This is a genomic window from Rhodococcus sp. 06-235-1A, from assembly GCF_002258785.1.
In the GTDB taxonomy this organism is placed as follows: Bacteria; Actinomycetota; Actinomycetes; order Mycobacteriales; family Mycobacteriaceae; genus Rhodococcoides.
In genome coordinates, this window is record NZ_NOYI01000036.1 from 102,572 (window position 1) to 125,342 (window position 22,771).

The 22,771-nt window shown below is 62.8% G+C and carries 21 protein-coding genes and 1 tRNA gene; 9 read left to right on the forward strand and 13 right to left on the reverse strand.

The annotated features are described in order from the left end of the window. Window positions 1-40: 40 nt before the first annotated feature. Window positions 41-685, forward strand: a complete 645-nt coding sequence (locus CH275_RS28485; RefSeq protein WP_094681428.1) for a ScbR family autoregulator-binding transcription factor — start codon at window positions 41-43, stop codon at window positions 683-685. 94 nt (window positions 686-779) lie between these two features. Here CH275_RS28485 and CH275_RS28490 read toward each other — a convergent pair whose 3' ends face one another. The 8 genes from CH275_RS28490 to CH275_RS28525 form a co-directional block, all read right to left on the reverse strand. Then, window positions 780-1,592 (reverse strand): formate/nitrite transporter family protein, encoded by an 813-nt coding sequence (locus tag CH275_RS28490; protein ID WP_094681429.1) that lies wholly within the window; start codon window positions 1,590-1,592, stop codon window positions 780-782. 426 nt (window positions 1,593-2,018) lie between these two features. Beyond that, window positions 2,019-3,002 (reverse strand): hypothetical protein, encoded by a 984-nt coding sequence (locus CH275_RS28495; protein WP_094681430.1) that lies wholly within the window; start codon window positions 3,000-3,002, stop codon window positions 2,019-2,021. Between the two features lie 108 nt (window positions 3,003-3,110). Continuing rightward, window positions 3,111-4,337 (reverse strand): MFS transporter, encoded by a 1,227-nt coding sequence (locus tag CH275_RS28500; protein WP_179276392.1) that lies wholly within the window; start codon window positions 4,335-4,337, stop codon window positions 3,111-3,113. Between the two features lie 78 nt (window positions 4,338-4,415). Beyond that, window positions 4,416-4,670 carry a hypothetical protein gene (locus CH275_RS28505; protein ID WP_094681432.1) on the reverse strand — a complete coding sequence of 85 codons (255 nt, stop codon included), beginning with the start codon at window positions 4,668-4,670 and terminating at the stop codon, window positions 4,416-4,418. Window positions 4,671-4,704: 34 nt separating this feature from the next. Beyond that, window positions 4,705-5,307, reverse strand: a complete 603-nt coding sequence (locus CH275_RS28510; RefSeq protein WP_094681433.1) for a hypothetical protein — start codon at window positions 5,305-5,307, stop codon at window positions 4,705-4,707. Further along, window positions 5,304-5,942, reverse strand: coding sequence for a dTDP-4-dehydrorhamnose 3,5-epimerase family protein (locus CH275_RS28515; protein ID WP_094681434.1), 639 nt, complete (start codon window positions 5,940-5,942; stop codon window positions 5,304-5,306). Before CH275_RS28515 ends, CH275_RS28510 begins: the two co-directional genes overlap by 4 nt. Window positions 5,943-6,618: 676 nt before the next feature. After that, window positions 6,619-6,708 (reverse strand) — tRNA-Ser (locus CH275_RS28520). Window positions 6,709-6,753: 45 nt separating this feature from the next. Continuing rightward, entirely contained in the window at window positions 6,754-7,266 is a 513-nt protein-coding gene (locus CH275_RS28525; protein WP_373453754.1) for a MarR family winged helix-turn-helix transcriptional regulator, read from the reverse strand. 77 nt (window positions 7,267-7,343) lie between these two features. On the opposite strand from CH275_RS28525, the gene mgrA reads away from it, so the two are divergent. Together mgrA and CH275_RS28535 are read left to right on the forward strand one after the other, a co-directional pair. Next, window positions 7,344-8,378, forward strand: coding sequence for an L-glyceraldehyde 3-phosphate reductase (gene mgrA, locus CH275_RS28530; protein ID WP_094681435.1), 1,035 nt, complete (start codon window positions 7,344-7,346; stop codon window positions 8,376-8,378). 35 nt (window positions 8,379-8,413) lie between these two features. Then, entirely contained in the window at window positions 8,414-9,403 is a 990-nt protein-coding gene (locus CH275_RS28535; protein ID WP_094681436.1) for an NAD(P)H-quinone oxidoreductase, read from the forward strand. Window positions 9,404-9,510: 107 nt separating this feature from the next. Here CH275_RS28535 and CH275_RS28540 read toward each other — a convergent pair whose 3' ends face one another. Then, window positions 9,511-10,716: a cysteine desulfurase-like protein gene (locus CH275_RS28540; RefSeq protein WP_094681437.1), complete on the reverse strand. Its 1,206-nt coding sequence runs from the start codon at window positions 10,714-10,716 to the stop codon at window positions 9,511-9,513. A gap of 195 nt (window positions 10,717-10,911) precedes the next feature. Between CH275_RS28540 and CH275_RS28545 the strand changes: the two genes are divergently transcribed. From CH275_RS28545 to CH275_RS28565, 5 genes are all read left to right on the forward strand, one after another. Next, a complete protein-coding gene (locus tag CH275_RS28545; protein ID WP_094681438.1) occupies window positions 10,912-11,493 on the forward strand; it encodes a bacterial proteasome activator family protein in 582 nt (193 codons plus the stop codon). Window positions 11,494-11,583: 90 nt separating this feature from the next. Beyond that, on the forward strand, window positions 11,584-12,465 hold the full coding sequence (wzm, locus tag CH275_RS28550; RefSeq protein ID WP_094681489.1) for a galactan export ABC transporter permease subunit Wzm/RfbD: 882 nt from the start codon (window positions 11,584-11,586) through the stop codon (window positions 12,463-12,465). Between the two features lie 16 nt (window positions 12,466-12,481). After that, a complete protein-coding gene (wzt, locus tag CH275_RS28555; protein ID WP_179276399.1) occupies window positions 12,482-13,282 on the forward strand; it encodes a galactan export ABC transporter ATP-binding subunit Wzt/RfbE in 801 nt (266 codons plus the stop codon). Then, window positions 13,266-14,177: a galactofuranosyltransferase GlfT1 gene (gene glfT1 / locus CH275_RS28560; RefSeq protein ID WP_094681440.1), complete on the forward strand. Its 912-nt coding sequence runs from the start codon at window positions 13,266-13,268 to the stop codon at window positions 14,175-14,177. The genes wzt and glfT1 overlap by 17 nt, the downstream gene beginning before the upstream one ends. 51 nt (window positions 14,178-14,228) lie before the next feature. Beyond that, entirely contained in the window at window positions 14,229-15,092 is an 864-nt protein-coding gene (locus CH275_RS28565; protein ID WP_094681490.1) for a TylF/MycF/NovP-related O-methyltransferase, read from the forward strand. Here the strand turns inward: CH275_RS28565 and CH275_RS28570 are convergent, their stop codons facing one another. The 4 genes from CH275_RS28570 to CH275_RS28585 form a co-directional block, all read right to left on the reverse strand. Further along, window positions 15,093-16,985, reverse strand: coding sequence for a glycosyltransferase (locus tag CH275_RS28570; protein WP_094681491.1), 1,893 nt, complete (start codon window positions 16,983-16,985; stop codon window positions 15,093-15,095). Between the two features lie 125 nt (window positions 16,986-17,110). Beyond that, complete coding sequence (locus CH275_RS28575) at window positions 17,111-17,944, reverse strand: alpha/beta fold hydrolase (protein WP_094681441.1); 834 nt, start codon at window positions 17,942-17,944, stop codon at window positions 17,111-17,113. Continuing rightward, window positions 17,941-18,546 (reverse strand): TetR/AcrR family transcriptional regulator, encoded by a 606-nt coding sequence (locus tag CH275_RS28580; protein WP_094681442.1) that lies wholly within the window; start codon window positions 18,544-18,546, stop codon window positions 17,941-17,943. The genes CH275_RS28575 and CH275_RS28580 overlap by 4 nt, the downstream gene beginning before the upstream one ends. After that, the gene (locus CH275_RS28585; protein WP_094681443.1) at window positions 18,543-20,330 is read right to left on the reverse strand and encodes an N-acyl-D-amino-acid deacylase family protein; all 1,788 of its coding nucleotides are present in this window, start codon (window positions 20,328-20,330) and stop codon (window positions 18,543-18,545) included. Before CH275_RS28585 ends, CH275_RS28580 begins: the two co-directional genes overlap by 4 nt. Window positions 20,331-20,492: 162 nt before the next feature. On the opposite strand from CH275_RS28585, the gene CH275_RS28590 reads away from it, so the two are divergent. Next, window positions 20,493-22,745 (forward strand): YfhO family protein, encoded by a 2,253-nt coding sequence (locus CH275_RS28590; protein ID WP_143546903.1) that lies wholly within the window; start codon window positions 20,493-20,495, stop codon window positions 22,743-22,745. The last annotated feature ends 26 nt before the right edge of the window (window positions 22,746-22,771 follow it).

Below are 22,771 nucleotides of genomic sequence, written 5' to 3' on the forward strand. Positions count from 1 at the left end.
TTTCCGTCAGCAGAAACACGAGTGGGAAGCCGGGTTGTCGATGCAGGAGCGCGCTGAACTCACTCGCCACGCCGTGATTCTCGGGGCAGCGAAGAGCTTCGAGAAGTTCGGTTACGCAGCGAGTTTGACCACGATCCTGCAGTACTGCAGCGTCACCAAGGGGGCGATGTACTTCCACTTCAAGTCGAAGGAAGACCTCGCCCATGCGGTGATCGCGGCGCAGCACGACATGGCAATGGAGGGCACGAAGGTTGTTGCCGCCCATAGTGATTCTGCGATCGAGTCGTTGGTGCTGTTGAGTCAGGAGATGGCACGGCAGCTCGTGACGGAGCCGATTGCCCGTGGTGGAATGCGGCTCACGATGGAGATCGGCAGCATTCAGGGACCGATCGAGCAGCCGTACCGCGATTGGATCGAGGCGATCCGACAGGTTGCGACCCACGCTGCAGCAGACGGTGACCTGGTCAAGGGCACCGATATCGATGCGCTGGCGACGTTCGTCGTGGGGTCGTTCACCGGTGTGCAGATCTTGTCCGAGATGCTCACCGGCCGAGCCGATCTCTACGTTCGGCTACGGCAGATGTGGGAGTTGGTGCTCCCCACGATCGTCAGCAAACCGAAGCTCGCGCACTTGATGCGCCTGGCGAGTCTGCCTCCGCGGAATTGGAGCGAACCGCCGCACTGAGCGGTCGGGGACCACATCGCCGGTGGACGAGGTGTGCACATCAGTAGGACGTCGCTTGTCCGGCTTTCCCGTGTCGTGGCGACTTCTCGCTCCGCTACTCGGGATTCCGGTGTCGTTCGGACTTCACCAATTCTTTCGTGCGCACCAAGCGCAACGCGGTGACCAAGACGACGCCCCCGATGATGTTGAACAGCACCGTATAGCCGAACCATTCGATCCAGGCGACGTAGCTCACGGCCGCACCGGCGTGGATGGCCCCGAAGATCAGCAGGGAATCGAGAATCGAGTGGAACAACTGCAGTCCGGCCAGAAGGAAACCAGCCGCCATGGCGGCGATGATCCGTGCGACGTCGGAGGTTGTTCCCTGCTGCATGCGAGTCAGCAGCGTCATCGTGCTGCCACCGAGAACAGCCAGGCAGATCGACTGGAGATTCAGCGGTGCGTCGACAAAATGATGTGCCGACTCGGACAACACCTCGAGCCACTGCGGAAACGCGTGCGCGATCAACCACATCACGAACCAACCGCCCAACAAGTTCGCCAGCAGAGTCCCGACCCACAGCCTCACCAGCTGCAACGGTGTTCCGTTACGGGCCACCACTGCCGCGATCGGCATCAGGAAGTCCTCGGTGAACAGCTCACCATGGGCGAGATAAATAGCCACCAGGCCGATGCCGAACGCCAGGCCCGCCAGCAGATGACTGTCGGTCTCGTCCAGCACCGCGAGATACGCCATCACACCCAGAGCAACTTCGAGCCCGCCGAAGAATCCTGTGATCAGAACCGTGCGCACTGTGCGGTGCAATCGCTCGGCACCTTCGGAGACGACAGCGTCGAAACTCTCCTCGAGTTCCTCCTCCAGAGGTCCCTCGTTGTCGCCGTCGTTGCGCCGCGCTTCTTCGCTCATTCGCAGGTAGTACCCACTGAGCCGGTATCGATACCAGCCGGCACAGTCTGTGTCAGCGCCGATTCGTCCACAGACACCAAACCGGCCCACCCTTGCGGGAGGAGCGGGTTCAGAACAATCGATTTGTGGCAAATGTAAGTGCATAGCATCAAACCTGTCGACGAAAACACGTCGGATGCTATGCAGGTGGTCTGACCTGTACAAAATCGCTCGAGCCTAGTATGGACCACTTCTCGGGCGTCCCCCGATCTTGGGGCATCTCCTGGCCAATCTGGGGCATGGCAGCCCGGATTCAGCTTCGTTCGGAGCGAGTGGCTACGATCCGCATTCACGCCAACCTGCTCTCATTCAGGTAGGAGACTCACGGGGACCCGACACGTTCAATTGCCGTCCTGATTGAAGTTCGCCAGTCGAGACCCGCCGTAACTACGACTTGGGTTCGCTTCCGACGGAGGTGTCATTCAGGTACTGGACAAGCGCCGCCCGTGGTTCGACTTCACCCATTTGCAAGGCAGAGGCGCACTGAAGTCCGTCTTGCATGCACCGTGCTAGGTGAGCGACCAATTCGTCTGGCGAAGCCTCCCACAGGTCCGCCGACACAAACTTGTCGAGCATACCCATCATGCGCCACGCCTTGTGTCGGGCGTATTCGAATGCGCGGGTCTGCCGTTCCGCGACTCCATTTTGGTCATCGCCGTAGCCGTCCGCTACGAACCTGTTGGGGTTCATGTCTGGCCGGCTTGGGTCCGAAGGCTCGAACGCTGACACAAGGCTGACACGACGCGGACCGGGAGCCATCGGAGACGCTCGATGCATTACGAAGGCACCGTGGATCACTACTCCGTATCCAGGTTCCGGTAGGGGTATGTCCACACATCTGCTGTCAGGAAGTTTGCCGTGTCGGCTCAGGAGCTCCATGCTCTCGTCTCGGGTCCCGTCGAAGAACTGGAACGCTCCGCCGGTACCGCCATCCATGCCAGCAATGTTCAGTACAAGAACGACAGGGTTCTGATCAATGTGCCAATTTCCGGTGTCGACGTCTTCCGAACCCGGCTTGTCTGCGTCCATGATGTTGATGTGCGCCATTTGATGAGGCAACGTACTGGGCACGACCTCATACCCGACGGTTCTCGACAACAGCTGCGTAAGACGCTCGTCAGAGAAGAGACGTCTGATGTCGGTTGAACGGTAAGCCGCGCCTCGAACGACGGCGCGCCGGGGATTGCTGTCATTGCGTATGGCGAACTTCTCGAGGTCGACAATGCACGAGTCCAGGTATTCAGCATCCGCGCGATTCAGAAGCCGGAATGGCTCACTTATCGCGAGATTGCTACCGACCCGTTGTTGCAGTTCCGGTCCGTAGCCAATGCTTTCAAACGTGCGCAGGGTGCTGGGCAACTCCGTTGACACAACAGGGAGTGTCCAGTTGTGGTTGCTCCGAACCGGAGACTGCTGGTATAGCCGGGGATTGTGTACGGGAAAGTCAAGAGCAGGCGACATATCGCGGTCCCTCCCAATTCAGGCGGCATTTGGTTGCGTGACGCTTTGGTTCCTGATGCCCCAATCGCTACCGCGTAATGGTCCGAACGCAAGCGCTGCAACGAGGGCTGCAACGCCGATTGCGCTGCCAATGTAGAGAATAGATATTCGGCCGGAATCCGATAGCGCCGCCGCGATGGCAACGCTGATTGGGCCGACGACGGAGGCTATCAACTGAGACACAGCTGTAACTCGGCCGAGCATCTCATTGGGCACGGCACTCTGGAAGAGCTGTGCCAATAGACGACGAACTACCGAGAGTGCGCCGAAGAGTACGAAGGTTGCTGCAGCGAGGATATAACTGCTCCTCGCAAACGCAAGGCTTGCCAACGCGCCGCACATCAAAGCAGCTCCTGATGCGAGGACTAGCCATGACGGTACGGCCGCCTGCACCTGCGCGAACCCAAGTCCGCCGACGATGCCGCCCACGGCACCGATTGCGACTATAACTCCCACGCTGGAGGAGCTTTGTTCAGCGGGGCCTTGAAGGAGAAACAGAAGCATCAGGAATGCGCCGGCGATCACGAAATCGAAGGCCCCTCGCCAGATCACGATGCGCCTCAACAACGAATTATCGAGCACGACACGCCAAGCCTGCTTGTAGGACTCGATAATCGTTGTGGGATTCGTGGCAACCTTCGTCGTATCGAGCGGAATGCGGCCGACGAAGATCGCGAGCGCGACGTATACGACTGTGGTGAGAAGTAGCGCTCCCCGGAGATCTATCCACTCCAACGCCAGCCCGCCGATCAGCGGACCTGCGACCTGAGTCGTCGACAGCATCGACTGCATGAGTCCGTTGGCGCGGGGAAGCGCTGCGCTGCCAACAACTTGGGGTAGTGCCGCGGCATCGGCGACAAGATATAAGCGCACGAGGAAGTCGATTGCGGCTGCGGTGACGAACAACGCCCAGAGTGGAAGCGCACCGGTGGCGATGTCAAGAAGCGCGCAGCCCAGCATTACAGCCGCCTGAAGCGCGGCTATACAGATGAGTAGGGTGCGGCGGTTGATTCTGTCTACGATGACGCCGCCAACGATTCCGACAATGATCTCCATGCAGTAGCCGACAACGAATACCGCAGCCATGATCACCGGTGAGCCAGTGATCTGAAGAACGAGCAGCGGGATAAGCAGGTCATAGAGAGCTTCTCCCAAGCTCTGGATGGTCGCGCCACCGATCAACCAACGTCCAGCCGAACCGATCACGTGCGAATTCCTTTCACGACCTGTGCCACCGCCGTGCGATTTGCGTCGCACGGCGGTGGCAGCCAAGGGTTGAAGCAATCACTCGACGGTGACGTCGAAGTGCTCCGAGAGGATGGCGAGGGTCTCGTCGGCTGACGCTCCTTCAGGGGCGCTGGCAACGATGCTGGCCGTGATCTTGCCGAGGAAAGTTGCCGTCGCTTCGCCCATGAGATGGGGTGAAACGCACTCGATGAAGGCTTCCAGCCCCTGGCGCTCGTCTGCGTCAGTGGTGGTGGTCGCGAGTGCACGCAGACCGTCGAGCGTGGCGTGTGCTTCTGTCATGGTATCGGTCATCAGAAAGCCCTTTCGAGACGTCGATGGTTGATTTTCATCCCCGGGAACCATTGATGCGGACGATGGTGTCGCCCACTGGAACGCCGAAGCTTGACTCGTACGACTGTTTCGTACGAAGAATTTCTTGCTGCCGCGCGTTGATGAGGTTGAGCACCCCTTTGGGCAGTGGCAGTTCGTTCACAATCAGGCGAGGGAAGTCTGCAGGCTTGGTGGCAGTCGACATCCGAATCTGATCATTGCCGACCGAATAGTCCGAGTCCGGTCGTGATGGTGCGAAGAGTATTGGCTCGCTGCGGACGGTTACACCCTGCATTCCTGCGAAAAATGAAGCTACACCTCGCGGAATTGTAAGATACGACTCTGCGTTCGGCGAAAACGTCAAGTTCGTAGTGGTCGCGTGTGACTTCGCTCGGCAGTCAACGAAATGACCCTTGATGACCGCTGAGGGGTCTCCGAGGAAAGTGAAGCGGTTGTCCTGCCCGATGTGCGCGATGTAGGCCTCATACGAATCTCGGTTCCAGTACTGGAAGTCGGTTACGAGCGGACCTGGATTGGCAACCAATGTGTAACTGGCGCTACCGGTCTCCGCGCAAAAATTGTCGTTCCACACGAGCCCGTCGATCTCGGTCGTCTTCAAGCGACAGCACCTTCCTTGGGGCGGAGGTTGACGTATCGACGCTCGCCGTTCAACGTCACGGGGAATCGCGTCGGATAGCGTTGCATCGACTTCATGGAGTGATGCTGCAACATCAGCATGAACTCGTACGCTGCACGGGGAATTGGGTACTGATTCGGTTGAATTGAGGGAAAGTCCTCCGGACTCACATCCCGACCCACGTTGACCACATCATTGGCGATGTTGTAGTCAGGATTGTTTCTGCTCAAAAACCACAGAGGTTCGTCACGCGTCACGACGTTCTCGAGACCGTCGAAGGTATGAGCGATGCCACGGTCGATATGCAGTCGTCTCCTCGGGTCGGGCGAGTATACAATTTTAACGAATTTGTGCAGCGTGGGAGAGCCGAGGCGGCAATCGACAAAATAGCCGGTGATTTTCTGGTCCAGCGGTCCGAAAAACGTGAGCCTGTCGGATTGAGCGACATGTATACCGTAGTGGTTGTACGAAAAATCCGGGCTATGCGTTACGACGTCCGATATTCCGGGGCCTTCGCTTGCGATGGTAGTCGTGAGCGTCCCATCGGCGCTCTCGTGGAAATAGTTATCGAAGAAACCCAGTCCTTCAATACCGCCGATGCTTTCAAAGTCGGCCATTTTGCCCCCTTCGTCGAATCAAACGAATTGTCGGTGGAACTTTGTGCCGGTTAGGTCTGCAAACGAGATAACCAACTTTCGACAGAATGGGCAACCTGTAGAGCACCCAATTTACTTGCAGTTCATCAACTAAAGCTTGCTCACTATCGCCAATTCGCGCGTTCTTCGCTGGTCAGCGCGTTGTTTTGACCAGTTCACATCCGCGCCGTCGACTGGGATATGTTACTTCTGCGAAACACCTTCTGGGCGGATGCGCTGTAGGCCCTCGAGTGACCGGGCTGAAACCGGCAGCTCTCTGGTCCGAGAGTCGATACCCCACTCGTCACCCGCATTCTTACGCACTACATCTGGAGCAGCACCGATGCACTGGGGCCCTCCTCAAAGCCGGACTGCCACGACGACTCGCAGACAGAAACAACTGGCCAGACAACCCCGCACCGTCCGCGCACTCAGCGTCATTCACTGCCTGGCATACGCGGCAAGGCGGTATCGAACGATCTATCGAGAGCGGGAATCGAGCTCGAACGGACGGGAGCAAACGGACTGTCGAACCGAGCAGCGCTGGCACTGGTGAAAGAGGCTGAAGCAAGCGAACTTGCGACGCTACTGAGCTTCGACCGGGGCAAACAGAACCGGCCCACCCTTGCGGGTGGACCGGGTTCGAACAACGAACATGTGGCGGAAGCGGAGGGATTTGAACCCCCGGACGCTTTTACACGTCTCTCGCTTTCAAGGCGAGTGCATTGGGCCGCTCTGCCACGCTTCCGTGTGCGATCTTAAACGGCCGGGCAGCCCGGGGCCCAATCGCCCCTCATCGACGCGGTGTCGAGCCGGATGTGTCCATCGCTGCGTCGACCTTCTCGAAGATGTCGCCCAACACCTCGAGTTCGTGAGGCGAAAGGATGTCGATGAGGTGCCGTCGAACACTGCGGACGTGAGTGGGTGCCGCCTCCGCCAATCGTCGACGGCCTTCCTCGGTGATCACCGCGAGCACGCCCCTACCGTCGTCGACGCAGGTGCTGCGAGAGACCATGTCCTGAATTTCCATCCGCCTGATCTGATGCGTCAGGCGACTTCTCGAGGACAGAACACCGTCGGCCAGCTCGCTCATTCTGAGGGAGCCGTCGATCGATTCCGACAACATCACCAGAATCCGGTACTCCGCCATCGACAGATCGTGGCCGTCCTGCAGATCCTTGTTCAGCACCCCCATCAATCGTTGCCCGCCGTCCATGTAGGCGCGCCATGCTTTCATTTCCGCAGTGTCGAGCCACTGCGGGTCCCCCCCGGAACCAATGGCTAGTTCGGCCGTCACCCGTGACATCTTAGGCAAGAAATCTACCGACGAGTAGCTTGCGCTGGTTGAATGTTCGATTCGAGTCCGCGACATATGGTCGAGTTATGACAGATCCCAACATCGACCCGCCGTACGTTGCCGCAGCCGACAGATACGAGTCCATGGTCTTCCGGCAAGTGGGGACCCGCGGGCCGAAGCTGCCGGCGATCTCGTTGGGACTGTGGCACAACTTCGGCGACGACGTACCGCTGATGAATCAGCGCTCGATCCTGCGTCGCGCCTTCGATCTGGGCATCACGCATTTCGATCTGGCCAACAACTACGGCCCGCCCTACGGCAGTGCAGAGAAGAATTTCGGCCGCATCTTCTCGGAAGACTTCGCCGGCTACCGCGACGAATTGATCATTTCGAGCAAGGCCGGCTGGGACATGTGGCCCGGCCCGTACGGCTTCGGCGGCTCGCGCAAGTATCTGCTGTCCTCGTTGGACCAGTCGTTGACACGCATGCGTCTCGACCACGTCGACATCTTCTACAGCCACCGACCCGACCACGACACCCCGATCGAGGAAACCGCAGGCGCGCTGATCAGCGCGGTCCAGCAGGGCAAAGCGCTGTACGCGGGCATCAGTTCCTACAAGCCCGAGGGGACGCAGAAGATGGCGGACCTGCTCGCCGATGCGGGTGTTCCCCTGTTGATCCACCAGCCCAGCTATTCGATGGTCAATCGCTGGATCGAGCCCGAACTGCTCGGCACACTCGACGCGGTGGGCGCGGGCGTCATCGCATTCTCGCCCTTGGCCCAAGGCATGCTCACCGACAAGTATCTCGACGGTATTCCTGCGGATTCGCGAGCAGCACAAGGCAAGTCGCTGAACCCCGACTGGCTCACCGACGACCACATCGGACACCTTCGGGCATTGAACGACATCGCCGCCGCCCGCGGCCAATCCCTTGCGCAGCTCGCGCTGAGTTGGGCCCTGCGCGACTCTCGGGTGACGTCGGTACTGATCGGCGCATCGAGCGTCGAACAGCTGGAGAACAACGTCGCGGCACTGAACAACCTCGAGTTCACGGACGACGAACTGACGCAGATCGACCAGCACGCCGAGGACTTCGGAATCAATCTCTGGGACCTGTAGGAGTCCCTGCGGCAGTGGTGGCGCAGTATGAAGACATGCGTGCCATCACCCTCAAAGAATTCGGCGATCCCGACGTCATGGAATGGACCGAAGTTCCCGACCTCCGTCCCGGCCGCGGTCAGGTGATCGTGGATGTGTCGGCCACCGCCGTCAATCGGGCAGATCTGATGCAGCGTCAAGGCAACTACCCACCGCCCCCGGGTGCCAGCGAGATTCTCGGGCTCGAATGCTCGGGCATCATTTCCGAACTCGGCGACGGTGTCAGTGGGTGGAACGTCGGCGACAGAGTCTGCGCACTGCTGGCCGGCGGCGGCTACGCAGAGCAGGTCGCCGTGCCCGCCACCCAGCTGTTTCCCATCCCTCTGGGCCTCGATCTCCATGTGGCAGCATCACTTCCGGAGGTGGCGTCCACTGTGTGGTCCAACCTGGTGATGGACGCACACATGCGTTCGGGGCAGGTGCTGCTCATCCATGGCGGCGGCAGCGGAATCGGCACGCACGCAATCCAACTGGCCAAGCAGATGGGCGTCACCGTCGCCGTCACCGCCGGTTCGAAGTACAAGCTCGACATGTGTGCAGACCTCGGTGCCGACATTCTCATCGACTACAAGAATCAAGACTTCGTCACCGAGGTCCGTTCACAGACCGAGGATCACGGTGCCGACCTGATTCTCGACAACATGGGCGCGAAGTACCTCGACCGCAACATCGACGCCCTGGCCATGGACGGCACCGTTGTCACCATCGGCATGCAGGGCGGCGTGAAGGGTGAGCTGAACTTCGGCAAGCTTCTCGCCAAGCGTGGATCCGTGCACGCCGCCGGTTTGCGCGGACGGCCCGAAACCGGGCCGTCGAGCAAGGCGAACATCGTCGCGGACATGACGGCGCACCTGTGGCCGATGATCTCCGAGGGACGCGTCACCGCGGTGGTACACGCCGAGATCCCGATAACCGAAGCGGCACAGGGACATCGAATGCTCGACGAGGCCGAGACCATCGGGAAAGTGATTCTGCGAGTCCAGTAACGCAGATGAGCGGTCGTGCACGAAACCTCGTCGCCCACTACGAGGCCGGAGTGGAGCCTGCGGAACGACCCGGAGGCACCTCGTGCACGTGCGGCGGAGCCGCTCCGCTAGAGAGCGAGTGCAGTGAGCGCTTTGACGAGCTGATCGATTTCGTAGCGGGTGGTGTAGGGAGCAAGACCGATGGAGACGGCACCGCCCTCGTCGTTGACGCCGAGTGCGTCCAGCAGACGGCTGCCGCCATGGACTCCACTGACGCTGCCGATTCGGGCCTGCGCCAGTTGCTCGGACACCTTCACTGCAGGCATGCCCTCGACCGTGAAACTCACGGTGGGCACACGCGTGGGTGCATTGCCCAACACCATGACGTGATCGAGCGAATCAAGCGCCTTCATCAGGTAGTCGAAGAGCCCGTCGTGGTAGTGCTGCAAAGATCCGATCGACAGTTCGAGCCGCTCACGGCGAGTGCCCGTCGCGGCGTCGTCGAGATTGGCCAGGTAGTCGATGGACGCCACCACACCGGCCAACAACGCGTATTGGTGACTGCTGACCTCGAGCCGCGCGGGCCCCTTGGCCGACGGATTGAGCGACATGGACGGCAGTTGTTCCAGCAGCGTCGGATCGCGGAAGATGAGTGCGCCCACCGACGGCCCGCCCCACGCCGCAGCGTCGATCGCCACGACGTCGGCACCGAGCTCCTTGATGTCGACGTGCGCGTACGGAGCTGCTCCGGCCGCATCGACGACGATCAGTCCCCCGACCTCGTGCACCAGATCGGCAGCGACCCGGACGTCCGGCGCGCTCCCCACGATCGGCGACGCCGCAGTGACCGCGACGAGCCTGGTGGTGGAGGTGATGAGTTCGTCGAACTGCCACGTGGGCAGCTCGCAGGTATCGATTTCGACTTCGGCCCAGCGCACGTGCGCACCGGTTCTGCTCGCGATCCGGAGCCACGGCGCGACATTCGCTTCCTCGTCCAGACGCGAGAGCACCAAACCGGTTCCCAGACCGAGGCGCGAACTCAGTGAATCCGCGAGCCAGGACAGCAGCGTCGCGCGGTCCGGTCCGATGACGACTCCGGACGGGTACGCACCCACCAGATCGGCGATGGCGACACGAGCGGATTCGAGCAGAGCCGCACTGCGCTTGGCCGAGGTGTTGCCGGCCGAATGGTTGGACGCACTGTGCCGGAACGCCGTGGACACAGCGGTCGACACACGATCGGGAATCAGCATCCCCAGCTGAGGGTCGAGATGAATCCACCCGTCACCGAGCGAGGGGATGGAACCTCTCACTCGCGCGACGTCGTAACCCATGCCGGACACTCTAAGCGCCGACCGGTAAAGCTTGTGTTTCACGTCCTGTTTCGCCAGGGAACGGTTGCCCACCTCGCACGCTTCGTTCCCTCCCTGCTTCCACAATTTTTCGACGAGCTGCTGTTCCCGACGACCGGACCAGGATAATCGCCCCCGACGATCGCGCAACGACGAGCGAGGCGTAATGATGGACAAATGACCCAATCCGAGCCGAACAGTGCCCCCGAGGACCACGTCGTTGTGATCGGTCCCAACGGAGAACCTCTCGCCCTGAGCCGCGAGGAAGCCACCGCAGCCGCCGCCCGCGCCGCCGGATCGTCCGCGAACGAGAATTCGGACGACGGGTCGGGCCTGTCGGAGATGGTCGAGCAGCCCGCGAAGGTGATGCGCATCGGCACGATGATCAAGCAACTCCTCGAGGAAGTGCGCGCTGCACCGCTCGACGACGCCAGCCGGACGCGTCTGAAGGAAATCCACAAGTCGTCGATTCACGAGCTCGAGCAGGGACTCGCGCCGGAACTGCGTGACGAGCTCGAGCGTCTGGTGCTGCCCTTCGGCGACGACGTCGTCCCCACCGACGCGGAACTGCGGATTGCGCAGGCGCAGCTCGTCGGTTGGCTCGAAGGCCTGTTCCACGGCATCCAGACGGCTCTGTTCGCTCAGCAGATGGCCGCCCGCGCCCAACTCGAACAGATGCGTCAGGGCGCGTTGCCTCCCGGCGTGATGCCCGCACCGGGTGGCGGCCACGGTGGCAGCGGTACCGGCCAGTACCTGTGACAAGCTCGGAACGAGCCCACGAGCCGAAGGAAGGCGCGAGTGGAGCCTGCGGAATGAGCTAGGGCGTTTCGACGGGTAGTGTCGACCGTCGTGTCGGCACCAGCGAAGGATCCCGAGAGCGAGGCAGGAGAACAGATGCCTGCTCCGGTTTCGGACTCACAGACTTATCGGCGCGCGTTCGGCGATCTGCGAACCGGTTTCAATCAGCGCGAACTGTGGCTTCATCTCGGGTGGCAGGACATCAAGCAGCGTTATCGACGGTCGGTGATCGGTCCGTTCTGGATCACCATCGCCACCGGCGTGCAGGCGATCGCCATGGGTCTGCTGTATTCGGTGCTGCTGAACATCGATCTGCGGACCTTCCTGCCCCACGTGACCGTCGGCCTGATCGTCTGGGGGTTGATCAGCGCTGCGATTCTCGAAGGCGGAGACGTCTTCGTCGCCAACGAAGGTCTGATCAAGCAGCTGCCCAGCGCGCTGAGCGTGCACGTCTATCGGCTGGTGTGGCGTCAGCTGCTGCTGCTCGGCCACAACATGCTGATCTACATCATCATCATCGCGATCTTCTGGCCGCCCGGCGGTCTGCACTGGACCGTGATCTTCGCGATCCCGGCGCTGGTTCTGATCCTGCTGAACGCAGTATGGGTATCGATCCTGTTCGGCATCATCGCCACCCGCTACCGCGACATCGCCCCGATCCTGAACAGCTTCGTCACGCTGATGTTCTTCATGACACCGATCGTGTGGACCACCTCGGGCCTGCAGCAAATGGGCGGCGAGGCCGCGAACCGCGCCAAGCTCGTCGAAATCAATCCGCTGTTCCACTACCTCGACATCATCCGGGCCCCCCTGATCGGCGAGGATCAGCAGGCGTACCACTGGTACATCGTGCTCGGCTTCACCGTCGTCGGCTGGGCGCTGGCCATTCTCGCTCTCAAGAAGTACCGGGCCCGCGTGCCCTACTGGGTTTAGGGGTCTCGAGTTGTCCATCAGCATCAGCACCCATGACGCGTGCGTCGATTTCCCGATCTTCGACGCCAAGACGCGCTCTCTGAAGAAGGCGTTCCTCGGCAAAGCCGGCGGTGCCATCGATCGCAACTCGTCCGACGTCGTCGTCGTGGAAGCACTCAAGAACATCACGATGAACCTGAAGGACGGCGATCGCGTCGGACTGGTGGGACACAACGGCGCGGGCAAGTCGACGCTGCTGCGTCTGCTCTCTGGCATCTACGAGCCGACGCGGGGCAGTGCCACCATTCGCGGCCGCGTCGCGCCGGTGTTCGATCTGGGCGTCGGAATGGACCCGGAGATCTCCGGCTACGAGAACATCATCATCCGCGGCCTGTTCCTGGGGCAGACCCGCAAGCAGATGCTCGCGAAGATGGACGAGATCGCCGACTTCACCGAACTCGGTGACTATCTGGACATGCCGCTGCGTACCTACTCGACGGGTATGCGCGTACGCGTCGCGATGGGCGTGGTCACCAGCATCGACCCGGAGATCCTGTTGCTCGACGAGGGCATCGGGGCCGTCGACGCGGAGTTCATGAAGAAGGCACGTCATCGGCTTCAGGAGTTGGTGAAGCGCTCGGGAATCCTGGTGTTCGCCAGTCACTCCAACGAATTCCTGGCTCAATTGTGCGACACCGCGATGTGGATCGATCACGGCCAGGTGCGGCAGCAGGGCGGCATCGAAGAAGTGGTGCGGGCGTACGACGGTGATGACGCGGGAGACCACGTCGCGCAGATATTGAAGGAGATCGAGCGGGAAGATGCAGCCGGTGGCTGACAAGATTGTCGGGGTCATCGTCACGCACAAGCGGCGTGAGTTGTTGACTCTGTCGCTGGACGTGATCGGTGCCCAGACGCGTCCGCTCGATCATCTGGTCGTCGTCGACAACGCCGACGAGCCCGCTGTCCGTGAGTTGGTGGAGTCGACGGCCCTGCCGACGACGTACCTCGGCTCCCGGCACAATCTCGGCGGCGCAGGCGGATTTGCCCTCGGAATTCTGTACGCCCTCTCGCTCGGTGCGGATTGGGTGTTTCTCGCCGACGACGACGGCCGCCCCGAGGGCCCGAAGGTGCTCGAGACTCTGTACGACTGCGCCCTCACTCACGGCCTCGACGAGGTCTCCCCCGTCGTCTGCGACATCGACGACCCGGACCGGCTCGCGTTCCCCCTGCGCCGCGGTGTCGAATGGCGTCGCCTGCGATCGGAATTGATCGACCCGGAGAACCCGGACGACGATCTCCTGGAAGGTATCGCGTCGCTGTTCAACGGCGCACTGTTCAAGGCGTCGACGATCGACGCCGTCGGCGTGCCGGATCTACGCCTGTTCGTCCGCGGCGACGAGGTGGAAGTGCATCGTCGACTGCAGCGCTCCGGTCTGAAATTCGGTACGTGCCTCACCACCGCCTACGTTCACCCCAACGGAGCCGAGGAGTTCAAGCCGATCCTGGGCGGCCGGATGCACACGCAGTACCCCGAGGACGCGACCAAGCGCTACTTCACGTACCGCAACCGTGGGTATCTGATGTCGCAGCCAGGCATGCGAAAGCTGTTGCCGCAGGAGTGGATTCGCTTCACCTGGTTCTTCCTTGTCACCACTCGCAACCCGAAGGGTCTGGCCGAATGGTTCCGGTTGCGCGGGCTGGGGCGTCGGGAACACTTCCGCCGACCCTGACGGGGCCTCCAAGGGGTGCGCGCACCCACGCGCTACCGCTACCGTGTGCCCATGACAGAACCTCGGAAGCTCGCGGATCGCATCAAGTCGTCGGCACGGGAGAAGCTTCAACGAGCGATCGGTGAGGTTTTGGCACAGCAGACCGCCCAATTGGCCGAGCAGACCAACGATCAACAGGCGAAATTGCTCGACGTTCTCGAACGTCAACGCCGTGAGATCGACGACCTGCACGCATTCATCCGCGGTCTCGAGATGCGGATGCGTCGTGACATCCCGTACGCGTCCGACGTCGAAGCGGCCGCCCAGAGCGCGGAGTTCGCCGAAGAAATGATGCCGCAGGCTCCGACGTTCCTGCGGCCGCACGCGACGCTGCGATTCGCCCTCGGTGAGGTCTCCATTCGAGGCATGGCCCTCGAGTTCGGAGTCGCCAGCGGGACGACGCTCGAGATCATCGCCGAGGAACTGGCGTCGCGCGAGGACATCACCGTCGTCGCCGGCTTCGATGTGTTCTCGGGCCTACCCGAGACCTGGCGTACGGGCTTCCCGAAAGGACTGTTCGAGCAGGAGAGCATTCCCGAAGTGCCGGGCGCACAGATCGTCCCCGGACTGTTCGAGGATTCGCTGCCGGGTTTCCTGAAGGGCCACCACGAGAAGCTGGCGTTCCTGCACCTCGACGCCGACCTGTACTCCTCGACGGTCACCGTGCTGGATCTGGTGGCCGATCGACTCGCTGTGGGCACCGTCATCGTGTTCGACGAGTACTTCAACTTCCCCGGCTGGCGCAACCACGAGTACCGGGCGTGGACGGAATTCGTCGCACGCACCGGCACCGAGTTCGACTACCTCGGCTACACCGCCGACAACGAACAGGTCGTCGTGCGGATTCGCACGGCACCGAAAGTCCGCGCGAAATAGCTACTGCCCGTAGAGGCGAGCCCAGTTCTCTCGGCTCGTCAACTTCGGCACGGCGGCTCGGTACGACGCAGCAACCGTCGGAGTCTCGGTGCGCAGACGCTTGAGTGCGGTCACTCCGCGCTTGAGCAGCTCGGACGCATGTGCCTTGTTGCGCTTGCGAACTCGGACGCCCTCCTGCGAGCGGTCGGTGACGATCGCGTGCGAGAACAGCGAGACGTGCCACCAGTGCGCGTCGTCGGCCGAGATGGCGACGGGGCCGGGGTTCACGGTGCCGCGCCACTGATTGAGCACTCGCTTGGCCAGGACCGCGAATTCCATACTCTTCTTCGGGTGCGGTCCCGCGGGGGTGATGAACATATCGGCCGGACGCACCCCGGGAACGTCGTTCGCGTTGTGCCGCTTGGTTTCTCCGTACGCAGCACGCTCGCGTCGGATGGAGCCGGCGGCGTCCATTCCGCCGTCGAGTAGATAGTCCGGACCGGCCAGGAAGTCCTCGACAGCCTTGATCAGCGTGTGCGCCATGCCGTACTGCATCGATACCAGGTAGCGCAGCAGATCGGTGAACAGCTGCTTGGCGAGGGTCTTACCGTCGAGTTCGATGTGCAGAGCTGCGGTGATCATGCCGTTGCGCAGGTTGAAGTAGCGATGCCACTCGTCCCAGTCCTTCCACGCGAAGTCGGCGTGCCAGACAGCCGCGCCCGGGAGCGTCACGGTTGCGAATCCATTTGCGCGAGAACGGTATCCGTACTCGATGTCGTCCCACTGGAAGAACAGCGGCAGCGGGTAACCCACCTGTCCGACGATCTCGGACGGGATGAGGCACGACCACCACCCGTTGTAGCCGGCATCGACGCGGACGTCCTGCTGGCGCTTGCGCTTGAACGCACTCTTGTCCGAGATCGCGTTCTTGACGTGAACTCCGGCCTCGAGCTTCTGCAGGTTCGCCACCTCGGCACCGACGTGCACGCGGTCGGGATGCAACAGGTAGAGCATCTGGGCACCGATGATCGCCGGCTCGACGGTCATGTTGGCGAACGAGTTCATGCGCACGATCGCCTCGGGCTCGCACAGCACGTCGTCGTCCATGAAGATCACGTTGGCCGGATCGCCGCCCTTACCCTGCACCTCGTACAGGCCACGGGTGAACCCGCCTGCGCCGCCGAGGTTGGGCTGCGTGATGTAGACGAGCTTGTCACCGAGTTCGGCGGCCACGCGCTGGAACTTCTCCCGCGTCTGCACCTGATCGGTGCCTTGATCGACCACGTAGACGTTGTCGACGCCGAGCAGCGCAATCGGGTCGTCGGCCATCGCGGCGACGGTGTTGGCGCAGTCGTCGGCGCGGTTGAACGTGCAGATCACCACCGAGGTGGGACGCAGCTTCTCGGGAGCAGCAACGGTCCACTCCGCGTCCTGCACCGACAACTCGCTCGACGTCGTGGTGAAGCGGACGTACAGCGCACCGCCGTCGAGGAACTGTGTGGTGGCAACGGGGACGGCCACCTGAGTGGAGGCGTTGTGGGAATCGACCGTCCTGCTGGCCATCGTGCGCTCGTGGCCCTTGTAATCCGTGGCCACCAGATCGATCCGACCGGCACCGGCGACGGTCGCTCGAAACACCACCTCGGTGACGGTGGTCCACCGCTGCCAGTAGCTGGCCGGGAACCGTCCGAAGTAGCTGTTGGTGTGCAGCACGCTGCGCTTGGCGATCCGGACGCCCGTGCGGGTGCGCTCGGCGTTGCCCTTGCCGACAGAGCTGTACATATCGGCACTGACCAGGGGCGACGGACCGTCGAACAGCAGTCTCTGAACTGTCAGTTCGGGCTCACCGTCACCGCCGGCAACCGCCGACACATCCGATGCGGAGCCGAGACGATCGAGAGCAGTGCCGTCCATACCGAGAAGTACCCCATCCAGTTCGAGTAGTGACAGTTCCAGCGAGCACATGTGCGGCCGTATCGATAAGAAGACCACTGACCATGGTTGCACAGCCCCCGACCGATCCGTCCGACGCTCGCCGTCTACTCCGCTTCCTGCACCCTCGCCATCAACACGCGGGCGGCGTCGGCAGGGTGCGTGTACGGCCACCAGTGGCCCGCATCGACCCGAACGACGCGCAGGTCGGGGATCCATCGATCCAGACCGTCGGTGAGGTTCGGCGACAGCATCCGGTCGCGTGTCGGAGCCACCACGGTGGTCGGGACGGCGCACCGCGGATCAGGCCCGCGGAGCACACGCCGCAGCACGTTCGCCCGGTACAGGGCGATGCCGCGCTTCTGGTCGGCTGCGATCGGGGTCGGCTCGCCCTCGGCACCCAGTCGCGCCACCAATCCCGGTACCCGGGTACGCAGGACGGGCACGTGAAACCCGAAGACGTACCAGGACCGGGCCAACTGCCCCACCAGCGACGGCCACCGATGCGGGCGCACCAGCCGCGCCCGTGCCACCTGCCGCAAATGATCCAGACTGGGCCCCGACACCGACGTGTACGACGCGAAGGCGGTGGCAGCCCGAGGAGCGGCCATCGCCTCCCACATCTGGACCGACCCCCAGTCGTGGGCAAAGACGTGCACTTTGCCGGTGAGCCCCGGAATCGACTCGACCACCGCGAAGGCGTCTCGCGCCAGCTGCTCGATGGCAACGTCCGCCGCAGGCTCGAGCATGGCCGCTCCGCTGCCTCGCGTGTCGTAGGCGATCACGCGAACCGTGTCGCCGAGCTCGGCGATCAGCGGATCGAACACGTGATGATTGTCGGGATAGCCGTGCACCAGCAGCACCGTCGAGCGCGCAGACCGGTTCCCGTACTCGAAGACGGGAAGCTCGGCACCGGGCGTGCGTACCGTCCAGCCGGTCATCCTGCGTCCATCAGGGCGTGCAGGGTGCCGCCGCGCAACAGGTGAGCAATCATTCTCAGCCGCATGGCCTCCTGCTCGGGCTGCGGATGCACGACGGCCGCCAACGCCTCACCGTCGAGGAGGTGAACCACGGTGAAGATCACCGTTTCCAGATGTCGTGGATCGATCACGCCGGCGACGGGTAGCGCGCGGGCGAGTTCGCCGATCTGCTCGTGATATCGAACAGTGAACGGCTGCAGCCTCTCTCGTAGCTCCTCGTCACTGCGGGCGGCGGTCAGCAGCTCGTACCAGGCCCCGTTGATCGGGGCGCGGCACGCAGCCCTGAGCAGTTCGAGGCAGTGCTCGATCGATGCGCTCCCGAAACCGGACAGGCCACGGCGAAACTCGACGAATTGACGTCGACGAACCTCGTCGGCTGCGGCGACGATCAGATCGAGCCTGGTGTCGAAGTGCCGAAACATGGCACCGGACGACACCCCCGCGCGGCTGACGATCTCGCTGACACTGGTTGCGGCGTAGCCCTTCTCGCACAACGATGCAATGGTCGCGTCGAGCAGTTTTCCGATGGTCTCGGTCCGGCGCTGCTGCTGACTGGGGCTCACACACGCTCCCGGCGACGAGGAGCCGTTGGAGTGCCCGCGCGCAGGAAGCTCCCGGCCCGCTCCGACACGCCGAACCAGGGGGCAAAGGTGCCGCTGGAGAACACCACTCGGCCCGCGACCAGTGTGGCGGTGACAGCGCGGTCGTTGCGATTGACCATTCGACTCAGGCCACCGAACTCCGGCATGATCTCCTCGCGGTAGGCGAGGACATCCTCGTCCAGACCCTCCGGGTCGATCACGACGATATCGGCACGATCGCCCACCCGAAGGTGTCCGGCGTCGACACCGTAGAAATCGGCCAACTCGCCGCTGAGCTTGTGCACGGCCTTCTCGACGGTCATGAACGGCCTACGATCGCGCTGCGCATCGTGTACGCGGTGCAGCAACCGGATCCCGAAGTTGTAGAACGCCATGTTGCGCAGATGAGCACCGGCATCGGAGAAGCCTACGGTCACCCCGGGCTGGTTGATCAGCTTGTCCATCTGCCGCTTGCGGTGATTGGCAACGGTTGTGTGCCAGCGCAGCTTTCGACCGTGTTCGACCACCAGATCGAGAAACGCGTCCACCACGTGCACACCACGCTCGGCCGCGACCTCCGCGATGTTCTTGCCGACGACCGACGCGTCGGGGCACTCGGTGATCTCGGCGTCGGCGAAGTCTCGATGCCAGACGCGCGAGCTGAACTTCTTCTCGAAATCGGCACGGAACCAGCGGCGGTAGGCCTCGTCCGACAGCAACTCGTTGCGGTCCAACTCTTCTCGCAGATGAAGAGCTGCACGGCCGGAGCCGAACTCCTCGAACACCACGAGGTCGATGCCGTCGGAGTAGACGTCGAACGTGGTGGGCAGGTGCTGCCAGCGGAACTGCCCCTTGCCCGGCCCGTTGACCATCCGAGCGAGTGGACCGAAGACCCGATGAATCCAGGGTGACGCCTTCGCGTCCGCCGCCGCCAGCAGCGAGATCTTGAGCGGAGTGCGGCCGATTCCGGTGGCCGAGGCGAGGAAGAACAGCATGTCGTACTTGGTGTTCAGGTTCGGAATGCTCTGCAACAGCCGACCGCGTCGACGCAGAATCTTGTGCAGCGCACGGAACTCGCTCCACCGCGCGTACGAGGACGGCAACGAACGAGAGCGGTACCGATCGCCGTCCAACTTGTCCCACGGGTTCGTCATGGTCGACATTCCGAGCAGCCCGGCATCGAGCGCTTTCTCGAGCGCGTCGGACATGGCGCGCCATTCCTCGCGGGTGGGCTTCTGACTGCGATCGGTCGAGCGGTCCAGGCCCATGACGTGCGCGCGCAGATCCGAATGACCGACCATCGCTGCGATATTGGGACCGAGAGGCAGACGCTCGAGCGCTGCGATGTACCCGTCGGGGCTGTTCCACGCCTTGTGGGTATCGACGGCTTTGAGCACATGATCGCGCGGCAGCGCCTCGACCCTACTGAACAGGTCCGCGATGTCGACCGGAGTGGAATAGAGCGTCGACAACGAACAATTCCCCAGCAGAACCGTCGTGACTCCGTGCCGGACGGACTCTTCGAGGCCCGGGCCGACGAGCACCTCGGCGTCGTAATGGGTGTGCACGTCCACGAAGCCCGGGGTGACCCACTTGCCGGTGGCGTCGACCACCTCGGTCGTCGCGCCCACCTCGAGCGGTGTGGACGACACGGCCCGCACGACGCCGTCGACGATGCCCACATCTGCTCGCACGCCCGGGCCGCCGGATCCGTCGTAGACGGTGCCGCCGGTGATGACGACGTCGAAAGGAATGTTCGGGTTCATGTGACCTCCGTCATAGGATGACGGAACTCTAACTTAGAGAGTGATCACTCGCAATAGTCGCGTCGCTCCAGACATCGGCGTCGTGCACGACCCGACGTTTCGGTCCCCGGGCACCTCGAGAGCTAGAGTCGGGTGTCTTTGCCCGAACTCACGGAGTTGACCTTGCCCCCCACGGATACGCAGATCGAGAGCAGCTCTCTGCCCGACAGCAGACGAGAGCGCCTCGCGTGGGGAGCTGGGGTGGCCGCAGTGGTCGTCCTCGGCTATCTGTTGGTGCTCAGTGTCGACCCGCGCTTCTTCTACATCGACGACACCGAATCCGGCGCCATCCCCAACTGGCTGCAACTCGGGCGCATCATGCGCGACGGACACTTTCCGTCCCTCGTGCTCGATCAGTGGATGGCAGGCAACTATCCCGTCGAAGGCCAGGGCGGGCTGTGGAACCCGGTGCAGATGGCGATCAACTACATCTCGCCGTCCGTCGACAATCTTGTACTGCTCGCAACGGTCGTCAAACTCGGCTTCTCGATCCTGCTGGCCTGGGGTGTGTACCGCGTTGCTCTCGTCTACGGGGCGCGCGCCAACTGGGCCGCGGTCGCAGGCGCGAGTGCACCGTTCGTCGGCTTCACCCTGTTCTTCGAGAACACCTCGTGGGTGACTGCCCTCATCGGCACCGCATACATCACCAACGCATGGGCGAGCTCGGTGAAGTACGCCCGCGGCCTCAGCGGCCCCGTCGTACCGTTCGCATTTCTCTACCTGGCCATCAGCGTTGGTTACGTCCACGCTGCGGTGATGGCCGGCGTCATGATCGGCTCGGTCGCGATCGGCGAACGGTTGTTCCAACGCCTGTGGCGTCCGGCTCTGAAGGTGTGCAGTGTCGGTATCGCCGCGGCCGCCTGCGGGGCCGTCACCTTCCTGCCGGGCGTACTGACCTCCGCGGTCACCTGGCGCAGCGGTGACGAGGGAACGTTCAACGACAACTTCCTGACGGCACCGTGGTCGGAATCGCTGACCGCCAGCATCCCCACGGCCGTGACCAGCATCGAGTCGTGGGCAGGCGAGACCACCGAATCGCCGGTCACCTACATCGGCTGGTTCGTCGTTCCTGCGCTCGCGTTCATCGCGTGGCGTCGCGTGCCCGGGGCTCTGCGTGAACTGGCCGCACCGCTGATCCTGTTGGCGTTCGCCCTGGTCTTCACAGCCGGGCCGAGCGACATCGGCCCCATCCGCTGGCCGGCTCGCATCCTTCCCTTCGTCGCCATCGTCGCGCTGATTCTCGTGGTCACCCTGATCAGTCGATACGGGACTCTGGACAAGCTGCGGCCCCGGCTGCTCGCCGCCGGCCTGTTGACACTGGTGTTGCTGCTGCGCGCCGGCTCCTCGGGTCCGGAGTTCTTCGGTCGCCACGTCGTTGCGGCGCTCGCAATCCTGCTGGTCGGCGCACTTGCTCTGCTGCTCGCCCACCGCTTCTCCACCCGAGCGACGGCGGCGCTGTTACTCGTGACCATCGCACCTGTCGCGATGTACCAGGTGGCCACCTACGAGCCGCCGTTCGACAAGTGGTGGCTGCCCGCATCTCAGTCCGAAGCCAAGGCGCAGTTCCCGCAATGGCAGGGCTCGACGTTGCAACTCGGCAGCCGCGCGCTCACCGAGACGCAGGCCGACGGCCCCGACGACCCACAGCTGCCGTGGCACTCCCAGGTGTACGGCAACTCCGCCAAGGTCATGGGCCTCGACTACGTCAACGCCTACACCCCCGTCGGCTATCTCGATTTCGCAAACCTGCTGTGCTTCGAGCACGAAGGGTCGACCTGCACCGACGCCTTCGACCGGCTCTTCGAGATCGAGCCGTACACCGGCAAGACCTACGCCGATCTGATGCAACTCGACCGCGTCGTGCTGCAGAAACTGCAGTATCCGCTGGCCGAGAGGGAGGCCGCGCCCACAGGTTGGCGTTGGGTGACCGCGCCTACCCCTGACTCCGCTCGGCAGGTCTACGTCCTCGAACGAATCGATGGATTGATTCCCGCCGCGTCCGGGCGCGTCGTAGCGACGGTGAACGCCTCCGCCGACCCGATCTCGTCCGACGCGGACTCCGAGCACGTCACCGTCACCGCACCCGCTGGTGGCAGCGTCGTCTTCTCGCGTCTGGCCTGGCCCGGCTACACCGCGACGCTGAACGGTGAGCCACTGCAGACGAAGGGCCTGGCCGATATCTTCCTGTACGTCGATCTGCCGCCCGGAACCGATGCAGCGGACCTGGAGCTCACCTTCCGGCCACCCGGTGAACGACTCGGACTCGCTGCAATGGCCGGTGGGGTGATGGTGCTGATCGGCCTGGTGGTGCTCGATGTTCGACGGCGTCGACGCCCCTCCGCGCCGGAGTTCGGCAGTACGACGTCCAGCAGATAGGGTCAGACCTCGTGACGTCCGACGCT

What these genes read in the sequence shown, in the direction of transcription:
- CH275_RS28585 (WP_094681443.1), bottom strand. Translation starts at nt 20,330, where the DNA reads ATGAACCCGAACATTCCTTTCGACGTCGTCATCACCGGCGGCACCGTC.
- CH275_RS28505 (WP_094681432.1), bottom strand. Translation starts at nt 4,670, where the DNA reads ATGACCGATACCATGACAGAAGCACACGCCACGCTCGACGGTCTGCGT.
- CH275_RS28540 (WP_094681437.1), bottom strand. Translation starts at nt 10,716, where the DNA reads ATGGGTTACGACGTCGCGCGAGTGAGAGGTTCCATCCCCTCGCTCGGT.
- CH275_RS28525 (WP_373453754.1), bottom strand. Translation starts at nt 7,266, where the DNA reads ATGTCACGGGTGACGGCCGAACTAGCCATTGGTTCCGGGGGGGACCCG.
- CH275_RS28485 (WP_094681428.1), top strand. Translation starts at nt 41, where the DNA reads ATGCAGGAGCGCGCTGAACTCACTCGCCACGCCGTGATTCTCGGGGCA.
- glfT1 (WP_094681440.1), top strand. Translation starts at nt 13,266, where the DNA reads ATGCAGCCGGTGGCTGACAAGATTGTCGGGGTCATCGTCACGCACAAG.
- CH275_RS28515 (WP_094681434.1), bottom strand. Translation starts at nt 5,942, where the DNA reads ATGGCCGACTTTGAAAGCATCGGCGGTATTGAAGGACTGGGTTTCTTC.
- CH275_RS28575 (WP_094681441.1), bottom strand. Translation starts at nt 17,944, where the DNA reads ATGACCGGCTGGACGGTACGCACGCCCGGTGCCGAGCTTCCCGTCTTC.
- CH275_RS28490 (WP_094681429.1), bottom strand. Translation starts at nt 1,592, where the DNA reads ATGAGCGAAGAAGCGCGGCGCAACGACGGCGACAACGAGGGACCTCTG.
- mgrA (WP_094681435.1), top strand. Translation starts at nt 7,344, where the DNA reads ATGACAGATCCCAACATCGACCCGCCGTACGTTGCCGCAGCCGACAGA.
- CH275_RS28570 (WP_094681491.1), bottom strand. Translation starts at nt 16,985, where the DNA reads ATGGACGGCACTGCTCTCGATCGTCTCGGCTCCGCATCGGATGTGTCG.
- CH275_RS28535 (WP_094681436.1), top strand. Translation starts at nt 8,414, where the DNA reads ATGCGTGCCATCACCCTCAAAGAATTCGGCGATCCCGACGTCATGGAA.
- CH275_RS28565 (WP_094681490.1), top strand. Translation starts at nt 14,229, where the DNA reads ATGACAGAACCTCGGAAGCTCGCGGATCGCATCAAGTCGTCGGCACGG.
- CH275_RS28545 (WP_094681438.1), top strand. Translation starts at nt 10,912, where the DNA reads ATGACCCAATCCGAGCCGAACAGTGCCCCCGAGGACCACGTCGTTGTG.